We start from the raw sequence: 22181 nt of genomic DNA, 5'->3' as shown, positions 1-22181 counted from the left end.
CCTTCCCACGGGAGCGGACCGGCCTCTTCAGCGGCCTGGGAGGCCGGCACGCCCTTTCCCTTCCGGCCTCAACCGGCTTTCCAGTCTCAGCCGGCCAGATGGCAGGCCACCCGGTGCCCCGGCGCCAGCTCCCGGAGTTCGGGCACCTCCTCCGCGCAGCGGGCCTGGGCCAGGGGACAGCGGGTCCGGAAGGGGCAGCCCGAAGGCGGGTTCACCGGATCGGGCGGCTCGCCCTGGACCAGCTGCCTCTCCCGGCGCCGCGCCCGCACCGGGTCGGGGACGGGGATGGCTGCCATCAGCGCCTGGGTATAGGGATGCAGGGGCCGCGCAAAGAGTTCCTCGACCGGCGCCTCCTCCACCACCCGCCCTAGATACATCACCGCCACCCGCTGGCAGACGTGCCGCACCACGGCCAGGTCGTGGGTGATCAGCAGGTAGGAGAGGCCCAGTTCCTCCTGCAAGGATCCGAGCAGGTGGAGGATCTGGGCCTGGACCGACACGTCCAGGGCCGAGAGGGGTTCGTCGGCGACCACCAGCTCGGGTTCCACCACCAGCGCCCGGGCGATGCCGATGCGCTGGCGCTGGCCGCCGGAGAACTCGTGGGGATAGCGCAAGGCGTGGTCGGGGCGCAACCCCACCCGCGCCAGCATGGCCCGCACCCGTTCCCGCTGCTCCCGACGGCTCAGGCCGGGGACGAGGTGGAGAGGCTCGGCGATCAGATCTTCCACCCGCATGCGGGGATCCAGCGAGGCGTACGGGTCCTGGAAGACCATCTGCAGGTGGCGCCGCACGGGGCGCAGGGCCGGTTCGTCCAGCGGGGCCAGGTCCCGGTCGCGGAAGAGGATCCGTCCCCGGGCCGGCCGGTACAGGCGCACGATGGTGCGGCCCAGGGTGGTCTTGCCGCAGCCGCTCTCCCCCACCAGCCCCAGGGTCTCGCCCCGCCGCACTTCCAGGGACACGCCGTCGACCGCGCGCAGGAAGCGGGTTTGCCGCCACCCGCGCTGGATGGGAAAGACGGTGGCCACATCCTCGAGACGGAGCAGGACTTCCGGCTGCCTGGGATCACCGCCCGCCGCCCCGCCGCGGGCGGCCTGGGGAGCCTGCCGCCGATCCTGCCGGCCCGCCTGCCCCAGGTCCCGCTGCCCATCCTGCCCCACGGTCCGGGTCGCCTGCCCCGGGGCCTCCCGCGGGGGCTGCCAGGGATCCTGCCAAGTCGCTTGCCCCGGGTCCGGCCCCAACCCCCGTCCATCGTAGGGACGAACCGGCTCCCCAGGGCCGCTGCCGAAGGTCACCCGCACCCGCGGTCCCGCCGCACCCTGGCCCGAGGCGCGTTCCGCGCCGGCCCCGGCACTGCCCGGTCCGCCAGCGGCCCGGCCGGAGGTCGCCAGCGGGGCGCCTTGGCCGCCGCCTCCGGCCAGCGCTTCCCGGCCGGCGGGCCCTTCCCCTTCGCCCGCCTCTTCCAGCAGCCAGCAAGCGGCCACGTGGCCGGGGGCCAGCTCCCGCAGCGGCGGCACCTGGTGGAAACAGCGTTCTTCCGCCAGCGGGCACCGGCTGGCGAAGGGGCAGCCGGCGGGAAGCCGCCGCGGATCGGGGGGATCGCCGGGGATGGGGTCGGGAGGTCGCGCCTCCGCTGCGAAGGGATCGGGCACCGCGGCCAGCAGCGCCCGCGTGTAGGGGTGGGCCGGCCGGGCGAAGAGCCGGTCGACGGGCGCGGCCTCGGCGATGCGGCCCCCGTACATCACGTACACCCGGTCGGCCAGCTCCGCCACCACCCCCAGGTTGTGGGTGATCAGCAGCAGGGAGGCGCCCGTCTGGCGGCGCAGGTCGTCGAGGAGCGCCAGGATCTGGGCCTGGATGGTCACGTCCAGGGCGGTGGTGGGCTCGTCGGCGATGACCAGCCGCGGCGGGGTGGCCAGGGCCATGGCGATCAGCACCCGCTGGCGCATGCCGCCCGACAGCTCGTGGGGATACTGGCGCAGCCGGTCGGCCGGCCGCGGCAGGCCGGCCAGCGCCAGCAGCTCCTCCGCCCGCGCCAGCGCCCTGGCCCGGGGCATCCGGCGGTGGGCAGTGATGGCCTCCACCAGCTGGTCGCCCACGGTGAACAGGGGGTCGAGGGAGGTCATCGGATCCTGAAAGACCAGCCCCACCTCCCGGCCCCGGATGGCGCGCCAGGCGGCTGGGCTCAGGTCGAGGAGGTCGCGGCTTCCCAGCCGGATCCGGCCGCCCACCACCCGGCCCGGTGGCGGCACCAGCCCCGTGATGGCCCGGGCGGTCACCGACTTGCCCGACCCGGACTCGCCCACCAGGGCCACCACCTCGCCCTGGCCCACGGTGAGGCTCACCCCCCGCACCGCGGGCACCGGCCCCCCGTCGGTGAAGAAGGTCACTTCCAGGTTCTCCACGGCCAGCAGGGGCTCAGCGCCCGGCGCGGTGCTGCCGGCCGGATCTTCCGGGCCCAGCGGCTTCACTCCCGCCACAACCCGGCCGCTGCCCGCCGGCTCCGTCCCCGGGCCCGGTCCGGCGCCGGCCCTTACCTCACCCGTCCTGCCCACATCGCTGCCTCCTTGATTGCAAGATCGCCATGTCGTCCTGGTCTAGCGCAGCCGCGGGTCCAGGGCATCCCGCAACCCGTCGCCCAGAAAGTTGAAGGCCAGCATGGTGACGCAGATGAAAGTAGCAGGGAAGAACAGGGCCCAGGGTGCCGCCCGCAGGGCGCGGTTGCCCTCGGCCGCCAGCACGCCCCACGAGGCGAAGGGGGCCTGCACCCCCAGCCCCAGGTAGCTCAGAAAGGCCTCGCTGAAAATGGCCTCGGGCACCAGCAGCGTCATGGTGACCAGGATCGGTCCGATGGCGTTGGGCACCAGATGGCGCCACACCACCCGCCACGGCGGCACGCCCATCACGCGGGCGGCCAGGACGAACTCCCGCTGCTTGAGACTCAGGACCTCCCCGCGCACGATGCGGGCCATGCCCGTCCAGTACACCGCGCCCAGGGCGATGAACACGTTGTCCAGCCCCGGGCCCATGACCACCACCAGCAGGACCACGTACAGGATGAAGGGCAGGCCGTAGATCACGTCGATGATCCGCATCATCACGTTGTCGACCAGGCCGCCGTAGAACCCGGCGATGGCGCCGTAGGTGACGCCGATGGTCAGGCCGATCAGACTTGCCATGATGCCGACCGCCAGGGACACCCGCGCCCCCCAGAGCACCCGGGTCAGGATGTCGCGCCCGAGATGGTCGGTGCCGAACCAGTGGGCGGCGCTGGGCGGCTGGTTGGCCTCGGCCAGCACCTGCTCCTCGTAGCCGTAGGGGGACAGCATGGGCCCCACGACGGCCGCCACCACCATGAGGACCACCACCACCAGGCCCGCCATGGCCAGCGGGTTCTTCCGCAACCGCCGCCAGGCCTCTTGCCAGTATCCGGGCGCCGGAGCTGCCAGCGTCTCGGCGAGCAGTCCGTCCCCACCGCTTCCTCCCGGAAAAGGGGGGGCCAGGGAACCGGCACCTCCGCCGGGCAGGGGATGGGTCGAGGGGGTCGCCATGGCGTCATCCTCCCGTAACGGCGCCACCTACAGCCGGATGCGCGGGTCGACCAGCCGGTACGCCACGTCGACCAGCACATTGGCCACCACCAGCAGCGCGCTGTAGAACATGGTCACGCCCATGATGACGGAGTAGTCGCGGTTCGTGACACTCTGCACGAAGTACTTGCCAAGCCCGGGGATGGCGAAGATGTTCTCGACCACGAAGCTTCCCGTCAGGACGCCGGCGGCCAGCGGGCCCAGGTAGGTGATGACGGGCAGCACGGCGCTGCGCAGGGCGTGGACGAAGATCACCCGCCGCGGGCTCAGCCCCTTGGCATGGCAGACGGTGATGAAATCCTGGCGCAGGACCTCCAGCATGTTGGACCGCACCAGCCGGGCGATGACCGCCGTGGGCAGGGCCGCCAGGGCCAGGGTGGGCATCACCGCCTGGGCGGGCTTGCCCCACAGGCCGGCCGGCAGCCACCGCAGATGGTAGGCAAAGACGTAGATCAACAGACCGCTCAGGATGAAGTTGGGGATGGAGATGCCCAGGGTGGCGGCAAACATGGCCACCCGGTCGGGCCAGCGGGTGTGATAGACCGCGGCCGCCACGCCGACCCCGATGCCGGCCACCAGGGCGACGCCGATGGCCAGGGCGCCCAGGGCGGCCGAGACCCGGAACCCGTCGGCCACGATGTCGTTCACCGTCCGGTTGGGGTAGGTGAAGGACGGCCCCAGGTCCCACACGGCGGTGCGGTAGAGGTAGTCCAGATACTGGCGCCAGAGAGGCCAGTCCAGGTGGTAGCGGGCCTCCAGGTTGGCCAGGACCGCCGGCGGCAGTTCCTTCTCGGCGGCGAAGGGACCGCCGGGCACCGCCCGCATCATGAAGAAGGTCAGGCTGGCGATGGCCCAAAGGGTGATCAGGGTCACCACAAGGCGCTGGCCCGCGTACTTCACCGTGCTGCCTCCTTCGGGATGAACGCCGCCTCGACCGGCCCCAAGGCATCACAACCCGACCGCCCCCAAGGCATCACAACCGGGCCCGCAGCCCCCCAGCGCCACGGGCCCGGTCGCCTGGGTCACCCAGGGCGATACGCGCCAACGTCCGGCGAGGGGCCGGTCGCACCGCGGGCGTGCCGGGCGGGCAGGGGGCGGGCTGCCGTCCCGCTGCGGCCAGGGTGGCGGGAGGGCTCCCGGGACCCGCGGTAACGCGCCCCGCCGCCGGCCGGGGGAGCCGCCCGCGACGGCGGCTCCCCCGGCGGCGGAAGCGGCGCTTATGGCGAGCCGGGCGCCCCCGGCCCGGGGCTCACTGGCCCTTGCCTTCGATGTAGGCCCACTTGTAGTCCGTCGTGCCCAGGGCGGTGCGGAAGACGCCCTTGACGTAGGGCTTTTCCTGGTAGACGTTGACCCCGAAGAAGATCGGGCCGATGGGCATCTCGTCCATCAGGATCTTCTCGGCCTCGTGCATGTTCTGGAAGCGCACCTGCTGATCGCCGGTGGCCTTGGCCTCCTCGATCAACCGGTCATATTGCGCGTTGGACCAGCCCACGCGGTTGTTGCCGCCGCCGGTGACCCACAGGTCGAGGAAGGTCATGGGATCCAGGTAGTCGCCCACCCAGTTGCCGCGGCTGAGGTCGTAGTCCCCTTGCTTCTGGGCGGCGAGGAAGACCTTCCACTCCATGGACTGCAGCTCGACCTGGACGCCCAGGTTCTGCTTCCACATCTGCTGGTAGGCCTCGGCCAGGGCCCGGTTGGTGTCGTTGTCGTTGTACAAGTAGGTCACCTTGGGGAAGCCCTGTCCGTCGGGATAGCCCGCCTCGGCCAAGAGCCGCCGCGCCGTCTCCACGTCGGCGTCCTGGAAGTAGTCGCCGCCTTCCTCCCGGAAGTCCTGGTTCGTCACCGGGTTGGGAATGCCGAAGGGCACGAAGGCCAGGGCCGGCTTCTGCCCGCCCTTGAGGATCTGCTCGACGATGGCCTTGCGGTCCAGGGCCAGGGTGAAGGCCTTGCGCACCCGCGGGTCGTCGAAGGGCGCCTTGCGGGTGTTGAAGTAGATCGACGTCACGCTGATGATGGGCGACGTCTTCGCCTCGCCGCTGGCCAGCAGCTGGGGGATGTCCTGCGGGTTCAAGCTGCCGTTGGAGTCCAGCTCGCCGTTGGCGAACATGGTCTCCGCCGTGGCGCCCTCGTTGACCATCACGATGTGCATCTTCTCCAGGCGCACGGTGTCCTTGTCCCAGTAGGTGTCGCTCTTCACCAGGTCGATGTGGCTGTCGTGGACCCACTCGGCGATCTTGAAGGGACCGTTGCCCACATAGGTGGCCGCCTCCCCGGCCCAGTCCGGGTTGGATTCCACCGTCGCCTTGTGCACCGGCATCAAGGTGGGGAAGGCCGTCAGGCTGAGGAAATACGGTGTGGGTGACTCAAGGGTCACCTGCAGGGTCTTCTCGTCCAGCGCCTTGACGCCGACCTGGGACGGGTCCGTGATCTCACCGCTGTTATAGGCCTCGGCGTTCTTGATGTAGTAAAGCTGGTATGCATACGGGGCCCCGGTCTCCGGATTCAGCACCCGCAGCCAGGCGTAGACGAAGTCTTCGGCGGTGACGGGATCGCCGTTCTGCCACACCGCATCCCGCAGGTGGAAGGTGTAGGTCATCTGGTCGTCGCTAACCCCCCACTCGGCCGCCATGCCGGGTTCGACCCCGTTGGGACCGATGCGGGTCAGGCCCTCCATCACCGAGTTGACGATCTGGAAGCTGGTCAGGTCGGTCATCAGGGCCGGATCCAGCGTCGGCGGCTCCGATCCGATGTTGTCGTTGAGGACCTGCTCCTCGCCGCCGCTCCCGCCGGAACCCGGCGAGCCGCAACCACCGAGGATCAGGGCGACCAGCACCACGCCCGCCAGGACCGCACCGCCCGCACGGCGAATCCTCCGCAAAACGGTTCGGTGCCACGCACCGTGATTCACCGTACCACCCCTTCGCTCCCCGTCCGGGGATTTTCGGCCCGGGGTCCGCAACGTGGCGGCCGCCCTCTGGCGGCGACAGCCACCGCACCGCCATACCTGCCGGTCCCCCAGGATCCAACGCCATGGGCATTTCTTAGCCGAAACCGCTATTTCCTGCTTGTGGGGCAGTGCATTGCGCAATTTCCCAGGCAATGGCCCGCTTCCCCCGCCCGTCTTCGGGGTCGGCAGAACGGTAGCCCACCCGCTGGAAGCCCCCATAGGACGCTGGGCAAAGCCGAGGGGAAGGGAACATTCCGCCCGGCAGGGAAACGTCCAGACGAAGGTTGGGTTTTCCTATAGGGGGATACTGCCAGGCGCAGGAAGCCGGTTCGCAGCCGGGTCGAGTCCCGAGGTGAGCCCGTGATGCATGAAAACCCACCGGAACGGAAGCCTCTGCCCTCTGCGCCTTCCGGCGCAACAACGGTGGACGAACAGCCTACCCGGGGCAAAGACGCCGCGCAAGACGAGCTGGAGCGAGGCTGGCGGGAGCCCATGACGGTCTGGGAGTGGGTCCTTGAGATTCTGTCGGCGCTCTTGCTCCTGGCGACCCTGGTGTGGATCATCGCCCTTTGGCCCAACCTGCCCGACCGGATTCCGGTGCACTTCAACCTGCGGGGCGAGGCCGATGGCTTCGGGGCCAGGGCCAGCATCTGGGGCCTCTGGGGGATCGGCGTGTTCCTCTACGCGCTGGTCACGGCGGTGACGCGATTGCCGGCATCGTTGCTCAACTGGCCCGTCGAACCGCGGCCGGAGACGGCCCGGGCCATGGCCCGCGCCAGCCGCCACCTGGTGCGCGGGATGAAGTTCCTGCTCATGGCCACGCTGCTGCATCTCACGGTGGGCGTCACCGCCGTCGCCCTGGGCCGGTGGGCTGGCCTTACACCCTGGTTTTATCTGTGGATCGTGGCCCTGCTGACGGTGGCGATCGGGGGATGCGCGGGGGTGTACCGGGCGGGGCTGCGCCTTCCGACGGCGCCGGCCGCGAGAGGGCCGGACGGCCCCTGGCCGGAGGTGGTCGACTTCCCCGCCGCCCGCAGCACGATCCTGCTCGCCCTGACGGCCATCCCGCCGCTGATTCCCTTCTTCATGGCGCTGCGCGGCGACGCGACGGCCATCGTCGGGCTTGTCGCTTTGGGGCCATACCTCTTGGTGGTGGGCTTCACCTTCTGGCGCCCGTCCTACTACCGTGTGACGCCGACCCACCTGCAAATCCGGGTGGGGTTTGCCGACTTCGACATCCGACTGACCCGGATCCGCCGCGTTCGCCCGACCTGGAACCCGATTGCAAGCCCGGCACCGTCCCTGCGCCGGGTGGCCATCGAGACCGACCAGGGCGAGACGGTGCTGGTGTCTCCGTTGGATCGCGACGGCTTCATCGCTCTCCTGCGGGAACGGTGCCCCCAGGCCGTGGTCGAAGGGGGCTGCGGTTCGCGCCGCTGAGCGGCCCTTCTCCGTCCTTGACCGGCCCTCGCCCGGGACCTGCCCCGGCGGGACCGGGACGCCCCAGACCCCGGTGGGGATCACGGAAGCAACGGACTCCCGCGGCATCGGCGGCACCGCCGGCAGCCCCCAAGGGCAGCCCCGCTGCCGATGGCCTGCCGCAGCAGGCCCCCTAGCCCTCCCGCTCCAGGGACGGGGGGATGCGGTCGTGGCGCAAGAGATCGTCGTAGGTCTCCCGCTCCACGATGACGGCGGCCTCGCCCTCCCGTACCAGCACCATGGCGGGCCGCGGGAAGCGGTTGTACTGGCTGGACATGCTGTAGTTGTAGGCGCCCGTGCTGAAGACCGCCACCACGTCGCCGGGCTCGACCCGCGGCAGTTCGATCTCCGGGATCAGAATGTCGCCCGACTCGCAGTAGCGGCCTACCAGGCAGACCCTCTCGGCCGGTTCGTCCAGGGGCCGGTTGGCCAGCACGGCCGTGTAGAGGGCGCGGTAGAGGGCGTAGCGGGGGTTGTCGGCCATGCCGCCGTCGACGGCCACGTAGGGCATCAGGCCCGGAACCCGCTTGACGGACCCCACCGTGTACAGCGTGACCCCGGCCTCGCCCACGATGGAGCGGCCGGGCTCCAGGATGAGCCGCGGCACCGGCAGGCCGCGCTCACCCGCCGCCCGCTCCACGGCGGTCCGGATGCGGGTCACCGTCTCCGCGATGGAGGGCGGCTCATCGCCCGGGACATAGCGGATGCCCAGGCCGCCCCCCAGGTCCAGTTCCCGGACGAACCGGCCCGTGCGCCGGTGCGCCTCGGCGGCCAGGTCCATCATGATCCGGGCCGCCTGCTCCCAGGGCTCGACGGCCAGGATCTGCGAGCCGATGTGGCAGTGGAAGCCGTGCCAGTCCAGGGCCGGTTCGTCCAGCACGCGGTCCAGGGCCTCAAGGACCTGGCCGGTGGCCAGGTCGAAGCCGAACTTGGACTCCTGCTGGCCGGTGCGGATGAACTCGTGGGTGTGGGCCTCGACCCCCGGCGCCACCCGCAGCAGCACGGGTACGGACCGGCCCGCGGCCCGGGCCATGGCGGCCAGGCGGTCGAGCTCGTGGAAGTTGTCGACGACGACCCGGCCCACTCCCGTCTCGATGGCCAAGCGCAGTTCCTCGTCGCTCTTGTTGTTCCCGTGCAGGAGGATCCGGCCGGCCGGGAAGCCGGCGGCCAGGGCGGTGTGGAGCTCGCCGGCGGAGACGGCGTCGACCCAGAGCCCCTCCTGGTCCATGATGCGGAGGATGGCGGTGGTGCAGAGGGCTTTGGCCGCGTAAGCGATGACGCCGGCGCCGCCCATGGCCTCGCGGTAGGCGCGGCAGCGCTGTCGGATCACGGCCTCGTCCAGGACGTACAGGGGCGTTCCGAAGCGTTCGACCAGCTCGACGGCGTCGGCGCCGCCGATCACCAGATGCCCCCGGGGGCTGGTGACCAGCGGCGGCCAGGCCGTGCGCGGCTGCAGTTCGGGCTGCGGCAAGGTGCTCTCCTCCTGGTGATGCCGGTGGTACTCCGGCGATCCGGCTTGTGCTTGGGGAAAGCCACGCAACGCTCCCGGCAAGCCCGACCGTCATGCAAAGGTCCGGGCCGGCGAGGTGAAGCCAGTCCGGGGCGGGATTCGCCGGGATTTGGCACGGGTTGGCGTTAGGTTAGCACAGGCATCCAAGCCGGGACAAGGCGCCACCCAAGGGATGGCGCACCCGCCACGGCATGTGGGGCGCACTGCCAACTTGCTCGTCTCGCCGCCTGGCTCCACCCTCACCCTGGGCCCGCGGCCGTGCTTCGCCCAACGGGTAGGCTGGCCCCGCCCCGCCGGCTCGCCCACCTCGCCCGCTGGCTCTCACGTTCAACAAGGCGGGCCCCCTTGGGGCCCGCCCACCGACGCACTCTTTGTGGCTACGGGTTCCTGACCCCTACGGCTGCCGGTCCCAGTCGCGGCAGCGAGCTTCTCGCCACGCCCGATTCACATCGCACCGGCGCCGAAGCCTTCCCCACCGTCTGGCGGCACGACGGGCGCCGTCCCGGTGGTGCCCCTGACTGAAGCTGCGGGTTCACCACGGGCAGAGCCGGCATCGCCGCTTGCGGCCGAACGGGAGGCGCCGGCTTCATCGTTACGGGCGGCGCCGGGTGGGGTGAACTTCCGGTCCAGCAGGGCGTTGCCTCGTTCCTTCAGCCGCTCGAGCCGCTGGCTGGCCTGCTGCGGGGTCAGCCGCCCGGCGGCCACCGCTGCGTCCAGGCGCCGCTTCGCCGGGCCGATGATAGCGTCCGTGACCTGCTGGCGGGAGACGCCCTGCTCCTCGGCAATCTGAGCCAGGGTCTTGCCCTGCCAGAGCCGGTCCAGGATCTGGCCCGGAGTCAAGTCCAGCGTGTCGCTCAGCGCCTGCAGCAAGCCGCCGAGGCGCGCCGGCTGGCCTTCCCGGAGGAACGGCCCGCCGGGCCGGTGCTTGCCGCCCCATCCGTGGCCCGGCACCCCCATGGGCGGCACCAGCCGGTACTGCCCCTGGGCGATCCGCTGGCGCAGGGCCGCGGCCTGCTCGGATGAGAGCCGCCCGTTCCGGGCAGCCTCGTCCACCATCCCGCTGAGCACCTCGCGGATGGCGGCGTCCACCCGCTCCCGGGGCAGGTCAAGCGCCTGGGCCAGACGCCGAACGAAGGTACCCGTCAGGGACGACGGATCGGCCGGCGGATCCTGGGCTGCACCCGCCGTGCTGGCAGCATCCTGTGCGATCGTGCCGGTGGCGGAGGAACCCCCGGCTGCGGTATCGCGATCCGCCGCCGGGAACACCACGACGCGACCACCCAACGAGGCGTCCAAAGAGCCGGACGCCGGCTGGGCCGCGCCGGCCCGGGCGGTCACCATCCCCGCCACGGCGGCGGCCACGATCCCGGCGCCCAGCAGGCCGCCCAACCACCTGCGGTTGTTCATGATGCGCCCCCTTTCTCCACCCGCACCGGTGCGGGTTGGCAATGACTACGGTACCCGGCCCGTGTTGCGGTCGTTTATGGAGAATGTAAAAGACCTGTAAAACGGCAGGCCGGCGGGCCGGTGAACCTGCAAGGCATCAACGCGAGCATCCTGCTGCCGCGTCCGGGCGAGCCAGGCCGTACACCCCGGTACCCGGGGTGAGGGCTCGGGCCGGGCGACACCCGCCGGCCGCGACCTGGAGCCGGCCCGGAGCCCCCGTTGACGGGCAGGCCCGCTGCATGCTAGAAAGCAGATGTCTTGCTTCCATGATACCACTTTCTGGAAGAAGAGGGGAGGGAGGCAGCCATGCGCACCGTCACGCCTGGGGCCGGGACAACCGCGCCTCGAATGGGGACACCGGCTGGAGCGGGCGGTCCCGGCTGCCTCACGATGCCCCCCGGCCTCCATTGATCCCTCCAGGATCGCGACCGCGACGCGAGGCTCGCTACCGTCGCCGGCCGGTCCCCGCAATCCGCGCAATCCAAGGCAACCCGGTGCACCGCCGGCGCTGGACCGGCGCGGTCCCGTCCCTGGGCCGGCGCCGCTACCGCGCCGTGCCCATCGAGCGCCGGCCCCGAAGAGGCGCACTGGCGGCGTAGCACCCACGCACGCCGGCACAGGGTCGGCGACGGCGTAGTATCCGCGCAGCAGCAGGCGCAGGGGGTACGCTGCAGCGGTGTCGTGCCGGCAAAGTGCCGGTGCAGGAGACGCGCTGCGGTGGCGCGGCGCCGGGGAAGTGCCGGTTCAAGAGGTGCGCTGGGCACGGCGCAGCGCCCGCGCCGTGTCCAGCGCGGCGTTCCCTGTGGGATCCCCAGCAGGGTTCCGCGGGGTGACCCGTTGACCTGAAGAAGGAGAGTGCCATCCCATGAAACGCATCGCCGGGCATCCGGGCCGCACCGGCGGGGCCAGGCAACCCGACCGCGCAGGCGGAGCCTACCGGCCCGTGGCCTGGATGGCCCGCCTGGTCAGGACCGTGGTGCCTTCGGGACTCCCACCTTCCGTGTACTGGCTCACCGCCGGTCAGGTGGTCGACTCCCTGGGAAGCGGCCTGGTCTTCCCCTTGACAACCCTTTTCGTGGTGCAGGTGCTGGGTCGGGATCTGACCTGGGCGGGCACGGTGGCCTTCTTCCACTCGCTGGCTGCCACCCTGGGCGCCGCCCTGGGCGGCCGGCTGGCCGACAGCGCAGGACGAAAGCCCGTCCTGCTCTGGAGCCTGCTCGGCTCCGCGGCCTGCTCCTTCATGCTGGGCTGGCGGCAGGAGGCCGCCACCTACGCAGCCGTCACCGTCGTCTTCGGCCTGGTGATCAGCCTGTTCCGGCCTGCCTCCCAGGCCCTGGTCAGCGACCTGGTCCCCGGGCGGGAGCGGCAGGTCTTTGGGCTTCTCTACATGGCCAACAACCTGGGCGTGGCCGCCGGCGCGGCCCTGGGCGGCCTCCTGGCCAGCTGGTCCTTCCGGGTGGTCTTCTGGGCGGACGCCCTGACCTATGCCGCTTTCGCGCTGCTTCTCCTCAAGGCCGTTCCCGATCCCTACGGGGAAACGCTCCGCCGGCGGCGCCGGCGGAGCGCCTGCCCCTCCACCGGCCTCGCCCCGGAAACGCCCGCCCCGGGGACGGCCGGAACCGCTGCCGGGGAGCCTGCCGGCCCTCGCCACGGGTCCGGGGCGGCCGCCGGCAAGCTTGCGGAGGCCGGATTTGCAAGCCCTGCGGAAGCCGCCAGCGATCCCCCCGGCAGGCCCGCGGACGCCGCAGGAGCCACCTCGGTCCGGGTCCCCACCCCAGGGGATGAGCCCGCCCGCCCGGCCGCGGCAACCGCGGAGGCGCACCCCGCACGGAATTCCGGTGGTGCAGGCGTTGCGGCGGGCCCGCTGCCACAGATCTCGCCGGGGCCGCAGCGGCCGGTCGCCAACCCGGTTCCGGCCCGGCCGGCCTGGCACACGCGACTGGCCGCCTGGCATGCCCAGGGACTCGTCACGGTGGTGCTCCTGGCCGTGGGCAGCGTCGGCCTGTTCTTCCCGTATGCCCAACTGCATACGGCCCTGCCGGTCTACATGACGCGCCGGGGGTTCAGCGAAGCGGCCTACGGCCTGCTCTGGAGCCTCAACGCGGTGCTGGTCGTCGCCCTGACTCCGGTGGCCTCCGCCTGGGCCGAACGGCGGGGCTGGACCCTGGACGGGATGCTGAAGGCCTCCGCCGCCCTGCACGCCGCGGGCTTCGGCCTGCTGACCTTCACGACGGAGTGGACGGCTTACGCCCTCTTTGCCTCGGCGATGGTGATCATCACGGTGGGCGAGGTGCTCCACGCGCTGTCATACAGTGCCGCCGTGGCACGGGTCGCGCCCGCCGACCGCCGCGGCTCGTACCAGGGGCTGGCCGGCACCATCGCCGGGGTGGCCTGGATGGCCGGGCCCCTGGGAGGCGGGCTGGTCGCCGACCGGCTGGGCATGGTGGCCCTCTGGTCCCTCACGGCGGCCACCAGCCTCGGCGCCCTGGCCGTCTTCCGGCTGGCCGAAACGGCCGAGGCCTTGCGGCGCCGCTCGGCCGGTTCGACCGGGTCCGGCGCAGCCGGTTCGGCCGAGGTCCCCGCCACTCCGCTGTGATGGTCACCCCGGGGAAGCCGGTGCACGGGCAGGCCGGTGCGCCAGAGCCCGGGAACCCGGCCGGTGCCGCACCCCTCGAACCTTGCTGCGAGCGGGCCTCGCGAGCGGTGCCCCCAGCAGGGTCCCGCGCCCATGCCCCGAGCAAGGACCGGCGGTGGGGCCTGCTGGGTCACGACTCGCGGTCACGACTCGCAGCCGATGCCGTCGCGGTCGCGGCCGTCCAGCCGGTGCGGGTCGGGGGGCAGGACGCGAAAGTTGCGGTAGGAGAGGTCGCCGCAGTCCAGATCAGGCGGCGGCGGCGGAATGCACACGCCGGGATAGGCCGGGTCGCAGCCGGCCCGGCCGCCCCCGCCGGACGAACCGGCCCCGGCGACCGCACGGCCTGACCGGGCCCCGCCGCTACCGGCTGACCCGGATCCGCTGCCACCGGCGGAAGCGCCGCCGGTTTCGCCCCAGAGGCCGCGGCCCGCCTGCCGGGCCTCTCGCTGGAGTTCGACTAACAGATCCGCGTAGCGCACGTCAGGCGGGTAGGTAGCCACCTGAGCGTAACCCTCCCGCACCAGGATGGCGTTGAACATGCCCTGGCGGACGTCCGCCGGAGCGGGGTCGGCGGGCGGTTCCACCAGCCACACGTATCGCAGGGCACGCCCGTACCGGTCCGTTTCGGAGACGTCCTTCTCCAGCCACACCTGCTGGCCGGCCAGCTGGTGCTCGGTAAAGCGAGCGGCTTCAAAGCCATAGGGTTCCACCCGGCCGTGGATCTCCGGGGTGTTGACACCGATCAGCCGGATGCGGGTGGCGGGAAGCGGCGCCCCGGCCAGGGGCCGGACTTCGATAGTGTCGCCGTCGACCACCTGGACCACCCGGGCCAGGGTGATCCCTGCCCGGGGTTGCTCCGCGGCAGACTGCACCCGGCCCGCCGCCGAAGGATCCTTGCCGTCGCCGGTACCGGTGGAGGCTTCGGCGTTTTCGCTTGCGGCACCGGTCGCCGCTCCCAGGGACTGGCTCCCATCGGTCCCGCCCGATTCCCTACCGGACGGCGCCACCTCCGGCGTGCCAGTCTCCGCCGGTGCAGGCTGGTGGGTTGCAGTGCCACACCCCGCCAGGCTGGCGGCGATGGCGAGAACCAGCACGGTCAGCAGAACTGCCCGGAGAATAGCCCTGCTGGGACGGCCCCGCGCCGGCACACCGGTGCTTGCAGGTTCGCGCACCGCCAGGGTCTCCATCGCTTGCCCACTCCTCCCCAGGTCCTTGGCGTGCGGGATCGCGGGATCTGGCCTGGCTCTGCTCCCGGTGACGATGGCACCGCACCGGGTTCCCCGTCACAGGTACTGCACCATACCAACGTTACTTGTTTGCCGCGGGTGCGGGCACCGTCAAGGGCCACGCCCTGTGAGGCTACGCGGCCGGCCAGCGGCGGCCCTGGATTTAGCTCGTGCCGCCAGCCGCCTGGCGGCCCTGTATATTGGGCTCGCATAGACTATGTTGCAAAACACGATACCATCGACTATGCTCGAGGCGGTACCTTGCGTTACAAGACACATCAGGACCAGGAGGGTTGCGTGATGGTGCGCGGTCCAGACAACCCCGTCACCGAGGCCGTTGACTCGTGCATCGTGTACTGGGCCACGGCAGGACTCCCCCGGCCGCAGATCGATCAGATGGCGGCGGAGCTGCGGGCCCACCTTGAGCAAGCCGTGGCGGCCGGCAAATCCGTCGAGACCGTGATCGGCGGAGACGTCGCCCGGTTCGCCGAGGAGTGGCGGCGCGCCGTGGGTAGCCACCCGTCTAGATGGGAACAGTTGCTGTTTGCGGCACACCCCCTTGCGCTGGCAGTCTTCTTCACCCTGCTGCCGGCCGTCCTGTTCCAGCCAGTGGTCGCGGTGGAGGCGGCTCATCTCGTTCAGGTGCTGTGGATGGCAACGGGCATCTGGATCTTGTTTGCGCCTCGGCTGGGCGGGCGATGGCTGGCGAATAGCGCGAACGAGCGTTACGGGCGCCTGTGGGTCGCGGTGGTGATCGGCACATTCACCGGCATGCTGCTCCTTAGCCCGATCATGCCCTGGGTGCCCCAATGGATTCTCGCCGAGATCCCGCGGTGGCAGGCGGTGCTCGTCATGGCAGCTTGCATGGCGGTCAGCGGGCTGGCGATCCTCCGGGACCCTGCTCGGCCGCGGGCACCGGCCTCCGTTCAGTAGGCAGAAGACTCTAGCATTCCAGGTCAGGATGCCACGGTTACCAACCAGGGTACCACGGTCGCGAGGATGAGGGGGCGCCCTCTGGGCTTTCGGTAGGTCTTGGGTATACGAACAATCTCAAATCACCGTTGCTGGAGGAGGTGGCCCAAGCCGTGCCCGCCCGTAGTCGGGACGAAACCCGCGGCAGCCAGTTGCTCAAAGGCGTACTTGACATGCTGCTTCTGGCCCTGATTGCCGAGCAGCCCCGTTACGGATACCAGATGGTGGAAGAACTCGGGCGGCGCGGGCTTCACCTCGTCAGCGAGGGAAGCATCTACCCTGTGCTCGCCCGCCTGGAGCGGGCCGGGTATGTCCAGGGATACTTCGAGCCCTCGCCACAGGGTCCGCCTCGCAAGTACTACCGCACCCTGCCCCACGGCCAGCAGGTTCTCCACCGTTGGGTAGACGAGTGGCACCGGTTCGCGCGCGGTGTGGACGCGGTGGTGGCGGGCCAGCCCGCGGTGGGCACAGCCGTACCGGCATCCGGACGCGGCGATTCCGCCCCGGACCCCGCCATCGCCTTCCGCGGCGGTGTGAGCCGGTGACCGTGCTCTTCGTCCGATGCCCTGGCCCGTTCGGAGGAACCGCCTCTTCACCGCAACACCGGGCGAGGCCCCGTGCCCACTGCCCTGGCCATGCCCCTCTTGAACGGCTCACCCCACCTGGTTTAATATTTAGACAACCGTCTAAATACCCAACATGAAGGAGGAGCAGCGTGGGTGAGCCCCAGCTGGTCTTCAAAGCCCTGGCGGACCCCACCCGCCGGGCCATCCTGCGGCTGCTCCGCGACCGCGACCTGACGGCTGGGGAGATCGCCGCCCACTTCCCGGTCACCCAGGCCAGCATCTCGCACCACCTTAGCCTTCTCAAGCAGGCGGGGCTGGTGTTGGACGAGCGGCGAGGCCAACACGTGGTGTACTCCCTCAACACCACGGTCTTCCAGGAGGTGATCGCATGGCTGATGGACCTGGCGGGCCCGCGGTGACCTTCACCGGCGCCGGGTACCGTCCGGAAACCGGTGGCCCGGGAGTGGCGCCGGGCGGTGGCCGTCCGGCTCCACACCAGGACGGCCACGGACCCGGCCGGGACGACCGCGGTCGCCACGACCTGGAATGGCTGCTCCTCGCCCTGGCGGCCCTGGCGACCGCCGCGGTCTACCCGCGCCTTCCGGATCAGATGGTGATCCACTGGAACGCAGCCGGGCAGCCAGACGGATGGGCTCCCAGGGCCTTCGCGGCGTGGTTCGGCTGGGCGACGGCGGCGGGCACGTACCTTCTGCTGAAGGTTCTTCCGCCCATCGACCCGCGCCGGGCCAACTACCCCCGGTTCGCAGGCGCCTACCGGCTGGTCCGGCTGATCACCGTCCTGTTCTTGCTGGGCGTCCACGCGGTGGTCCTCATGACCGGCCTCGGCATCCCCGTCGCCGTCGACCGGGTCATCGGCCTTGGCCTCGGCCTGATGCTGATCATCATGGGCAACGTCATGGGTCAAGTGCGCCCCAACTTCTTCTTCGGCATCCGCACGCCGTGGACGCTGTCCAGTGAGGCGGTGTGGCGCCAGACCCATCGTGCCGGGGGCTGGCTGTTCATCCTCGCGGGGCTGGCCATCGCGACGACCGCCTTCCTGCCGCCCAGCTGGACGGTGCCGGTGATCCTCACCAGCGTCATCGGGGTCACCATGGGAACGACGGTCTACTCGTATCTGCTCTGGCGGCGGTTGAACGGCGCCGACATGGGCTGAACGGGCAAGCCGGCGTGGCCGGCCCGGAACGCGCGAGGACCGCAAGGATGGGAAACGGGTGCGGGTCGATCGACCCGTACCCGATCCTGGCGCCGGATCTGCCCGGGCCCCTCTTCCCTCGCCCAGCCTGGCACCCCGCCGCCGGTTCGTCCCAGTGGCGGGGTGCCTCGGTCCGGCAGGGCCGTCACCGCAAGGGGATCTCCACCGACCACGGGCCGTCCACCACTGACTGCGGGGTGGCGAAACGGACCACGAGGACCCCGTCCCGGGGAAGAAGGACTGGATAGGTCAAGTGCACTCGGTCCAACTGGCCGGTGTGGGGGTCGTGTTCGGTGGCCACGCCGTCCGGTATCCAGCCCGCCTCCGCTCCGGGGGAGACTTCCGCCACATCTTCAGGGATGACGCTCGCTGTGACGGATACGCGCTCGAGCACCCTCCCGTCCTGCGCCGGCCCCAGGTCCAGGTTCAACACGATCCGCGCCCCGTCGGGCCGAGCTACTTCCTTGACCGCAACGGTCCACCGGCCCACCCGGACGCGCCGGTCGACACGCCGGGTGCTGCCGGGCGCCAGTTCGTCCAGGGGGATCCGCATCACCCCAGCCCCCGGCTCGAGCACGCGGATGCGGGAGGCCGACAGGTGCAGCGATCGGACCCAGGACGGAAGGACCCCGCGGAAGCGTGCCACCAGCTGGAAGGTGGGGGCGTCAACCCAGCCGTGGGGCACCTGCACGTCGGCAAGCTCCAGCCGGGTACCCAGCGGGCCCGCAAGGCGCAGGTCCTCCACCCCGACCAAGTGCCAGGAGGCTGTTTGCCCGGAGTCGCCGGCTTCACCCGGCCCCTGGCTCGCGTCCGGGACGGCGCCGGCACCGTCCGGCCGCGATGCGCCGGAACCGGCCGCTGGCCGCACCTCTAGATGGAGGACCACCTCGTCCCGTCCCCCGACCAGGTGGGGAACGCCGAGCTGCAGCCCCGCCCGGGCGCTGGACCAGGCATCCGGATCCATGGCCGCCCTGCCGGCACGAGCGCCATCCACGAGGACCAGGGGAAGCCGCAGGTCCGGCTCGTGGGCCAGCGTCACCTCTGCGATCCCCGTCGGGAGGGGAGGGAACCACAGGTACAGGGGGTCGTCCGGCCCCCACGACACCACCTTGGGCGTGAGGACCGTTCCATCGGGCAGCTGCAGGGCCCATCCGTGCATGAGCTCATCGCTCCCGTCCCGCTCCCCCTCCCCCTCCCGGTTGGTGCCGCTCCGGGTTCCGCTGGCGCCGTCGCCACCCATCCGGATCCGGACCTCGGTCAGCTCCGGTAGCGCCACCACCGACTCGACGGTCAGGCGGTCCGGGCCGGGGCCGAGCCAAGCCACCGGCACCGTGACAGGCTCCCGCAGCGCCCGGACCTTGGCCCCTTCCTCGCGGACGAACCCGGCCCCCGGCAGCCACCGGGCAATGTGCTCCAACGCGGCCTGGACCACGGCCGGGTTCGTCCAGACCAGCAGGCCCGCCGCGGCCAGGACCGCTGCGGCCACGAGCCATGGGCGGGAGCTGGCGAGAGCACCCTGAGCCACAGGCCGGTCCCGGAAGGACCGACGTGAGCCGGCGCCCTGTTTGGCCAGGCCGTCCTTGGACTCCGCGCCCATGGCCACCCGGGCGGCGACACGCTCCTGCAGCCGCTCCAGGCTCCCTGCCGGCGCCGCAGGCGCGGAGGCCGCCACGCGTTCGAGGAGCAGATCCCCTACCGCTTCCAGGCGGCTAGGGGGAATGCCCAGCTCTTGCAGGAACGCGGCTTCCTCAGCGGTCCAGCGGGGAGTCACGCGCACCGACTCTCCATCGCCCGTGGAGTCGGGTCCTCGCCGGTCCCGCGCCAGGCGCAGCAGCTTCACACCGGGATGGCTCCGTTGTACGTGCCGCCCCCCTCTTCCCCCGTGCCGGTCCCCGCTGCGTCCCATTCGCTGCCGCGTCATGTGGGATCTCCTTTCCTATCGGCGGATGCCGGCCGCCTACCGGCCGCTGGCGCCCGTTCGACCAGCGCCTTCCGTAGGGCCTGGCGCGCCCGCCAGAGCCGGCTGTCCATGGCGTTCCGCGAGATGCCTGCCTCCCGCGCCATCCGTTCGATGGGTTCTTCCATCCAGTACCGGCGGATCAGCAGGTCCCGTTCCGCCGGGGACAGGGACTCCAGGGCCATGCGCAGCCGCACCGCCTCGTCCCGCGCCGCCACCAGCTCGGCGGGGTCCGCCGGTGAGACCAGGGCGTGGCCGCCCGAAGGCAAGCCTTCGTCAAGGCTGGACCAAGCCGGGCCGCCAGCGTGCGACGCGGGACCGGGACGCCTTCCCGGGCCGGCCCCGGCCCTGTGCAGCCACCCGCTGCGACGGCGCGGCTCGCGTTTGAGCTGCCTGCGCCGGTCCAGGGGCGCGTACTTGAGTAGCATGAAGACCCAGGTCCTGAACCGGCCGCGCGCCGGGTCGAACTCGGCCGCCCGCTGCCAGGCGGCCACCAGGGCGTCCGCCGCGACTTCTTCGGCGTCGGCGTCGGTGCCCGCGGGCCCGAGGATGAGCCGGGCCAGGTACAGCACGGATTCCCCAAGACGCCGCACCATCTCCGCCACGGCGTCCGGGTCGCCCCGGCGAATCCGGTCGACCAGGTCCGGTGGAAAGTCGTCGGTCAGGCCCGCCGGGACGGTGGCCGCAGGGGTCGGGGCCACCGGGGTTGGGCCGGCACCGTCCGGACATGCGGTGGGGTCCTGCGCGTGCGTGACGCCTTCCGGTGACTCCGTGACGCCTTCAGATGACGCCATGACGCTTTGCGGTGCCTTGGATCGAATGCGGAATGGTGGTGGGGTCGAGCCCCCCGCCGGCCGATGGGAGATGGCCCGTCGCCTCCTCGCAGAGTACCCTTCACCCGTTACTACGGTGGTCACCGGAGTCTTCTTGCGAGGGAAGGATCCGGTCGGTGGCATGGGACGGGGCGGGGCGGGACCGGCCGCACGCCGGCGACCCGTCAGGCCGCCCGCGTGCGGCGTCCCGAAAATCCCACGATCAGCAGGCAGGTGGCAAAAGCGACGGCGGTCACCAGCACCGCCGCGATGAGGCCCACGGCAGCCATGACAAGGTCGTCTCCCGGGTACGCCGGCTGAAGACCCGCGAGCCGGTAGGAAAAGGCGGCCGCCAGAAACAAATACGGGCTGCTGCCCAGGAGTGCCACCCGGACGCTGTGGCGGCCCCTCACCCGGCAGGCGGCGGCGGTGCATAGCCAAAGGTACACACTGGCAACCACCGCACCGGCCATGACGAGCCAGTGCAAATACGGAACCTGCAGCCGAACCACGCCCGCCAGCAACGCCAGCGCCGCGCCGAACAGCAGCAGGTTCGATGCCAGCAAGAACCCGCCAGCGCCCGTATCCCGGTGGAACCACGGCAACCGTAGCAGGTGACGGGTCAGGCCATGACCCTGCACCCGGTCCACCAGCGATCGCCGGATCCCAACCACCCCCAACACCCCGGCAAGACCGGCGAGCAGCAGGACGACCACACCCTCTCCCTCCCCGATGGGCCGCCCGAGATACGGAACAACGTACGGTCACGGTGCGGCGTGAATCCATTCCCTGTAGCCTAGTCTGCAGTCATCTCCCTCCGCTTACCGGGGCAGCCGTGCGGGGGTCCGGGGGCACGGGTCAGGCAATGGCCCTGGCCGAAAGAACGGGCAGGGACAGTCGCTTCCGATCATCGCCTTCGAGGTATGGTGAGACTCTGCCACTGCTCGCCAGCCCTGGCCTTGGCCAGGTAGACGATCTGGCCCACGTGATAGGAGTAGTGGAACATCTGGCGCTCGATGGCGTCGATGACGGTGTGCGGCTCGCCCCGGATGGACACGGTCCGCAGCAGGTCGTCCGGCCCGAGGGCGTCCAGCGCCGCGAAGAGCACCTGCCATCCCCTCTCCCACCGCTCCATCAGTTCCTGCCGGGGGAGCCGTTCCTCCACGAATTCGGCATCGCGGTCGCGGCCCGGCTTCTCGCCGTCGGAGGTCAGGAAGTCGGTCCACCGGGAGAGCATGTTGCCGCTCAAGTGCTTGATGATCACCGTGATGCTGTTGGACTCCCCGCCGGGGGACCAGGCGAGGGCGTCGTCGTCTACCTGCGCCAGGGCCCGCTCCGCGAGATCCTTCATGTAGCGGAAGCGGCTCTTGACGGCCTCGAGGTAGACCTCCGCCACCCGCCGGCCGTCCACCAGGTCCTTCACGGGCCTTCCCTCCCTGGGCTGGGAATCATGCACCTCGCCTCCCGGCCGGCGGCGTGGCGCCGGGCTCCGAACGAGGGCGCGCGTAGAGAGTTCGTTGCACATCGTGCCGGGCGGTTCCTGCGCCTCCCGGCCCCCCTTCTTCTTGGTTCCTATTGTTAGAGCCCTCGGTCCGTTGACCCGCTCGCTGGATCCGTGATAGCGTCGTGACAGACAACGGGGTCTGGCCATCTCCGATTTCCGAAGGCGATGAACGGGAAGAGTACCCGGGAAGCGCGCCTCCCAGCGAGCCGGGACGGTGGAAGCCGGTAGGTCGCGCCTGGGGAATCCGCCCGGGAGCCCGCCGCCGAGCCACGGATGCAGTTCGCGCGCCGTCGCGTGCACAGGCCTGGTGGGAAGGCGGCCGGCTGC

The 22181-nt window shown here is 71.1% G+C and carries 17 protein-coding genes; 6 read left to right on the top strand and 11 right to left on the bottom strand.

The window, feature by feature from the left end:
- Window positions 1-86 precede the first annotated feature (86 nt).
- From THESUDRAFT_RS15165 to THESUDRAFT_RS03915, 4 genes are all read right to left on the bottom strand, one after another.
- Window positions 87-2552: an ABC transporter ATP-binding protein gene (locus tag THESUDRAFT_RS15165; protein WP_006903425.1), complete on the bottom strand. Its 2466-nt coding sequence runs from the start codon at window positions 2550-2552 to the stop codon at window positions 87-89.
- Window positions 2553-2594: 42 nt separating this feature from the next.
- On the bottom strand, window positions 2595-3548 hold the full coding sequence (locus tag THESUDRAFT_RS03925; RefSeq protein WP_006903424.1) for an ABC transporter permease: 954 nt from the start codon (window positions 3546-3548) through the stop codon (window positions 2595-2597).
- Between the two features lie 27 nt (window positions 3549-3575).
- Complete coding sequence (locus THESUDRAFT_RS03920; protein WP_006903423.1) at window positions 3576-4487, bottom strand: ABC transporter permease; 912 nt, start codon at window positions 4485-4487, stop codon at window positions 3576-3578.
- Between the two features lie 349 nt (window positions 4488-4836).
- Window positions 4837-6495 (bottom strand): peptide ABC transporter substrate-binding protein, encoded by a 1659-nt coding sequence (locus THESUDRAFT_RS03915; RefSeq protein WP_051009243.1) that lies wholly within the window; start codon window positions 6493-6495, stop codon window positions 4837-4839.
- 462 nt (window positions 6496-6957) lie between these two features.
- Between THESUDRAFT_RS03915 and THESUDRAFT_RS03910 the strand changes: the two genes are divergently transcribed.
- Window positions 6958-7974 (top strand): PH domain-containing protein, encoded by a 1017-nt coding sequence (locus tag THESUDRAFT_RS03910; protein ID WP_242823230.1) that lies wholly within the window; start codon window positions 6958-6960, stop codon window positions 7972-7974.
- Window positions 7975-8146: 172 nt separating this feature from the next.
- On the opposite strand, the gene lysA is transcribed toward THESUDRAFT_RS03910, so the two are convergent.
- Both lysA and THESUDRAFT_RS03900 read right to left on the bottom strand, forming a co-directional pair.
- A complete protein-coding gene (lysA, locus tag THESUDRAFT_RS03905; protein WP_006903420.1) occupies window positions 8147-9484 on the bottom strand; it encodes a diaminopimelate decarboxylase in 1338 nt (445 codons plus the stop codon).
- Between the two features lie 483 nt (window positions 9485-9967).
- Window positions 9968-10930, bottom strand: coding sequence for a hypothetical protein (locus tag THESUDRAFT_RS03900; RefSeq protein ID WP_006903419.1), 963 nt, complete (start codon window positions 10928-10930; stop codon window positions 9968-9970).
- 904 nt (window positions 10931-11834) lie between these two features.
- Between THESUDRAFT_RS03900 and THESUDRAFT_RS03895 the strand changes: the two genes are divergently transcribed.
- The gene (locus THESUDRAFT_RS03895) at window positions 11835-13565 is read left to right on the top strand and encodes an MFS transporter (protein ID WP_006903417.1); all 1731 of its coding nucleotides are present in this window, start codon (window positions 11835-11837) and stop codon (window positions 13563-13565) included.
- A gap of 182 nt (window positions 13566-13747) precedes the next feature.
- Here the strand turns inward: THESUDRAFT_RS03895 and THESUDRAFT_RS03890 are convergent, their stop codons facing one another.
- Entirely contained in the window at window positions 13748-14791 is a 1044-nt protein-coding gene (locus tag THESUDRAFT_RS03890) for a thermonuclease family protein (RefSeq protein WP_006903416.1), read from the bottom strand.
- Window positions 14792-15130: 339 nt separating this feature from the next.
- Between THESUDRAFT_RS03890 and THESUDRAFT_RS03885 the strand changes: the two genes are divergently transcribed.
- The 4 genes from THESUDRAFT_RS03885 (at window position 15131) to THESUDRAFT_RS03870 (ending at window position 17542) form a co-directional block, all read left to right on the top strand.
- Window positions 15131-15763, top strand: coding sequence for a DUF1700 domain-containing protein (locus THESUDRAFT_RS03885; protein WP_006903415.1), 633 nt, complete (start codon window positions 15131-15133; stop codon window positions 15761-15763).
- A 152-nt stretch (window positions 15764-15915) separates the two neighbouring features.
- Window positions 15916-16347 (top strand): PadR family transcriptional regulator, encoded by a 432-nt coding sequence (locus THESUDRAFT_RS03880; protein WP_006903414.1) that lies wholly within the window; start codon window positions 15916-15918, stop codon window positions 16345-16347.
- Between the two features lie 170 nt (window positions 16348-16517).
- On the top strand, window positions 16518-16787 hold the full coding sequence (locus tag THESUDRAFT_RS03875) for an autorepressor SdpR family transcription factor (protein WP_006903413.1): 270 nt from the start codon (window positions 16518-16520) through the stop codon (window positions 16785-16787).
- Window positions 16757-17542 carry an SdpI family protein gene (locus THESUDRAFT_RS03870; protein ID WP_006903412.1) on the top strand — a complete coding sequence of 262 codons (786 nt, stop codon included), beginning with the start codon at window positions 16757-16759 and terminating at the stop codon, window positions 17540-17542. Before THESUDRAFT_RS03875 ends, THESUDRAFT_RS03870 begins: the two co-directional genes overlap by 31 nt.
- A gap of 184 nt (window positions 17543-17726) precedes the next feature.
- Here THESUDRAFT_RS03870 and THESUDRAFT_RS03865 read toward each other — a convergent pair whose 3' ends face one another.
- The 4 genes from THESUDRAFT_RS03865 to THESUDRAFT_RS03850 form a co-directional block, all read right to left on the bottom strand.
- A complete protein-coding gene (locus THESUDRAFT_RS03865; protein ID WP_040826252.1) occupies window positions 17727-19421 on the bottom strand; it encodes a hypothetical protein in 1695 nt (564 codons plus the stop codon).
- 77 nt (window positions 19422-19498) lie between these two features.
- Window positions 19499-20239, bottom strand: a complete 741-nt coding sequence (locus THESUDRAFT_RS12115; protein ID WP_051009241.1) for an RNA polymerase sigma factor — start codon at window positions 20237-20239, stop codon at window positions 19499-19501.
- 296 nt (window positions 20240-20535) lie between these two features.
- On the bottom strand, window positions 20536-21066 hold the full coding sequence (locus THESUDRAFT_RS03855) for a hypothetical protein (protein WP_006903409.1): 531 nt from the start codon (window positions 21064-21066) through the stop codon (window positions 20536-20538).
- Between the two features lie 191 nt (window positions 21067-21257).
- Window positions 21258-21773, bottom strand: coding sequence for a DUF1572 family protein (locus tag THESUDRAFT_RS03850; protein WP_006903408.1), 516 nt, complete (start codon window positions 21771-21773; stop codon window positions 21258-21260).
- Window positions 21774-22181: the final 408 nt, after the last annotated feature.

Source organism: Thermaerobacter subterraneus DSM 13965 (assembly GCF_000183545.2).
Lineage (GTDB): Bacteria > Bacillota > Sulfobacillia > Thermaerobacterales > Thermaerobacteraceae > Thermaerobacter > Thermaerobacter subterraneus.
Note: the sequence above shows the minus strand (reverse complement) of the source record. Positions and strands in the feature narration are given on the sequence as shown.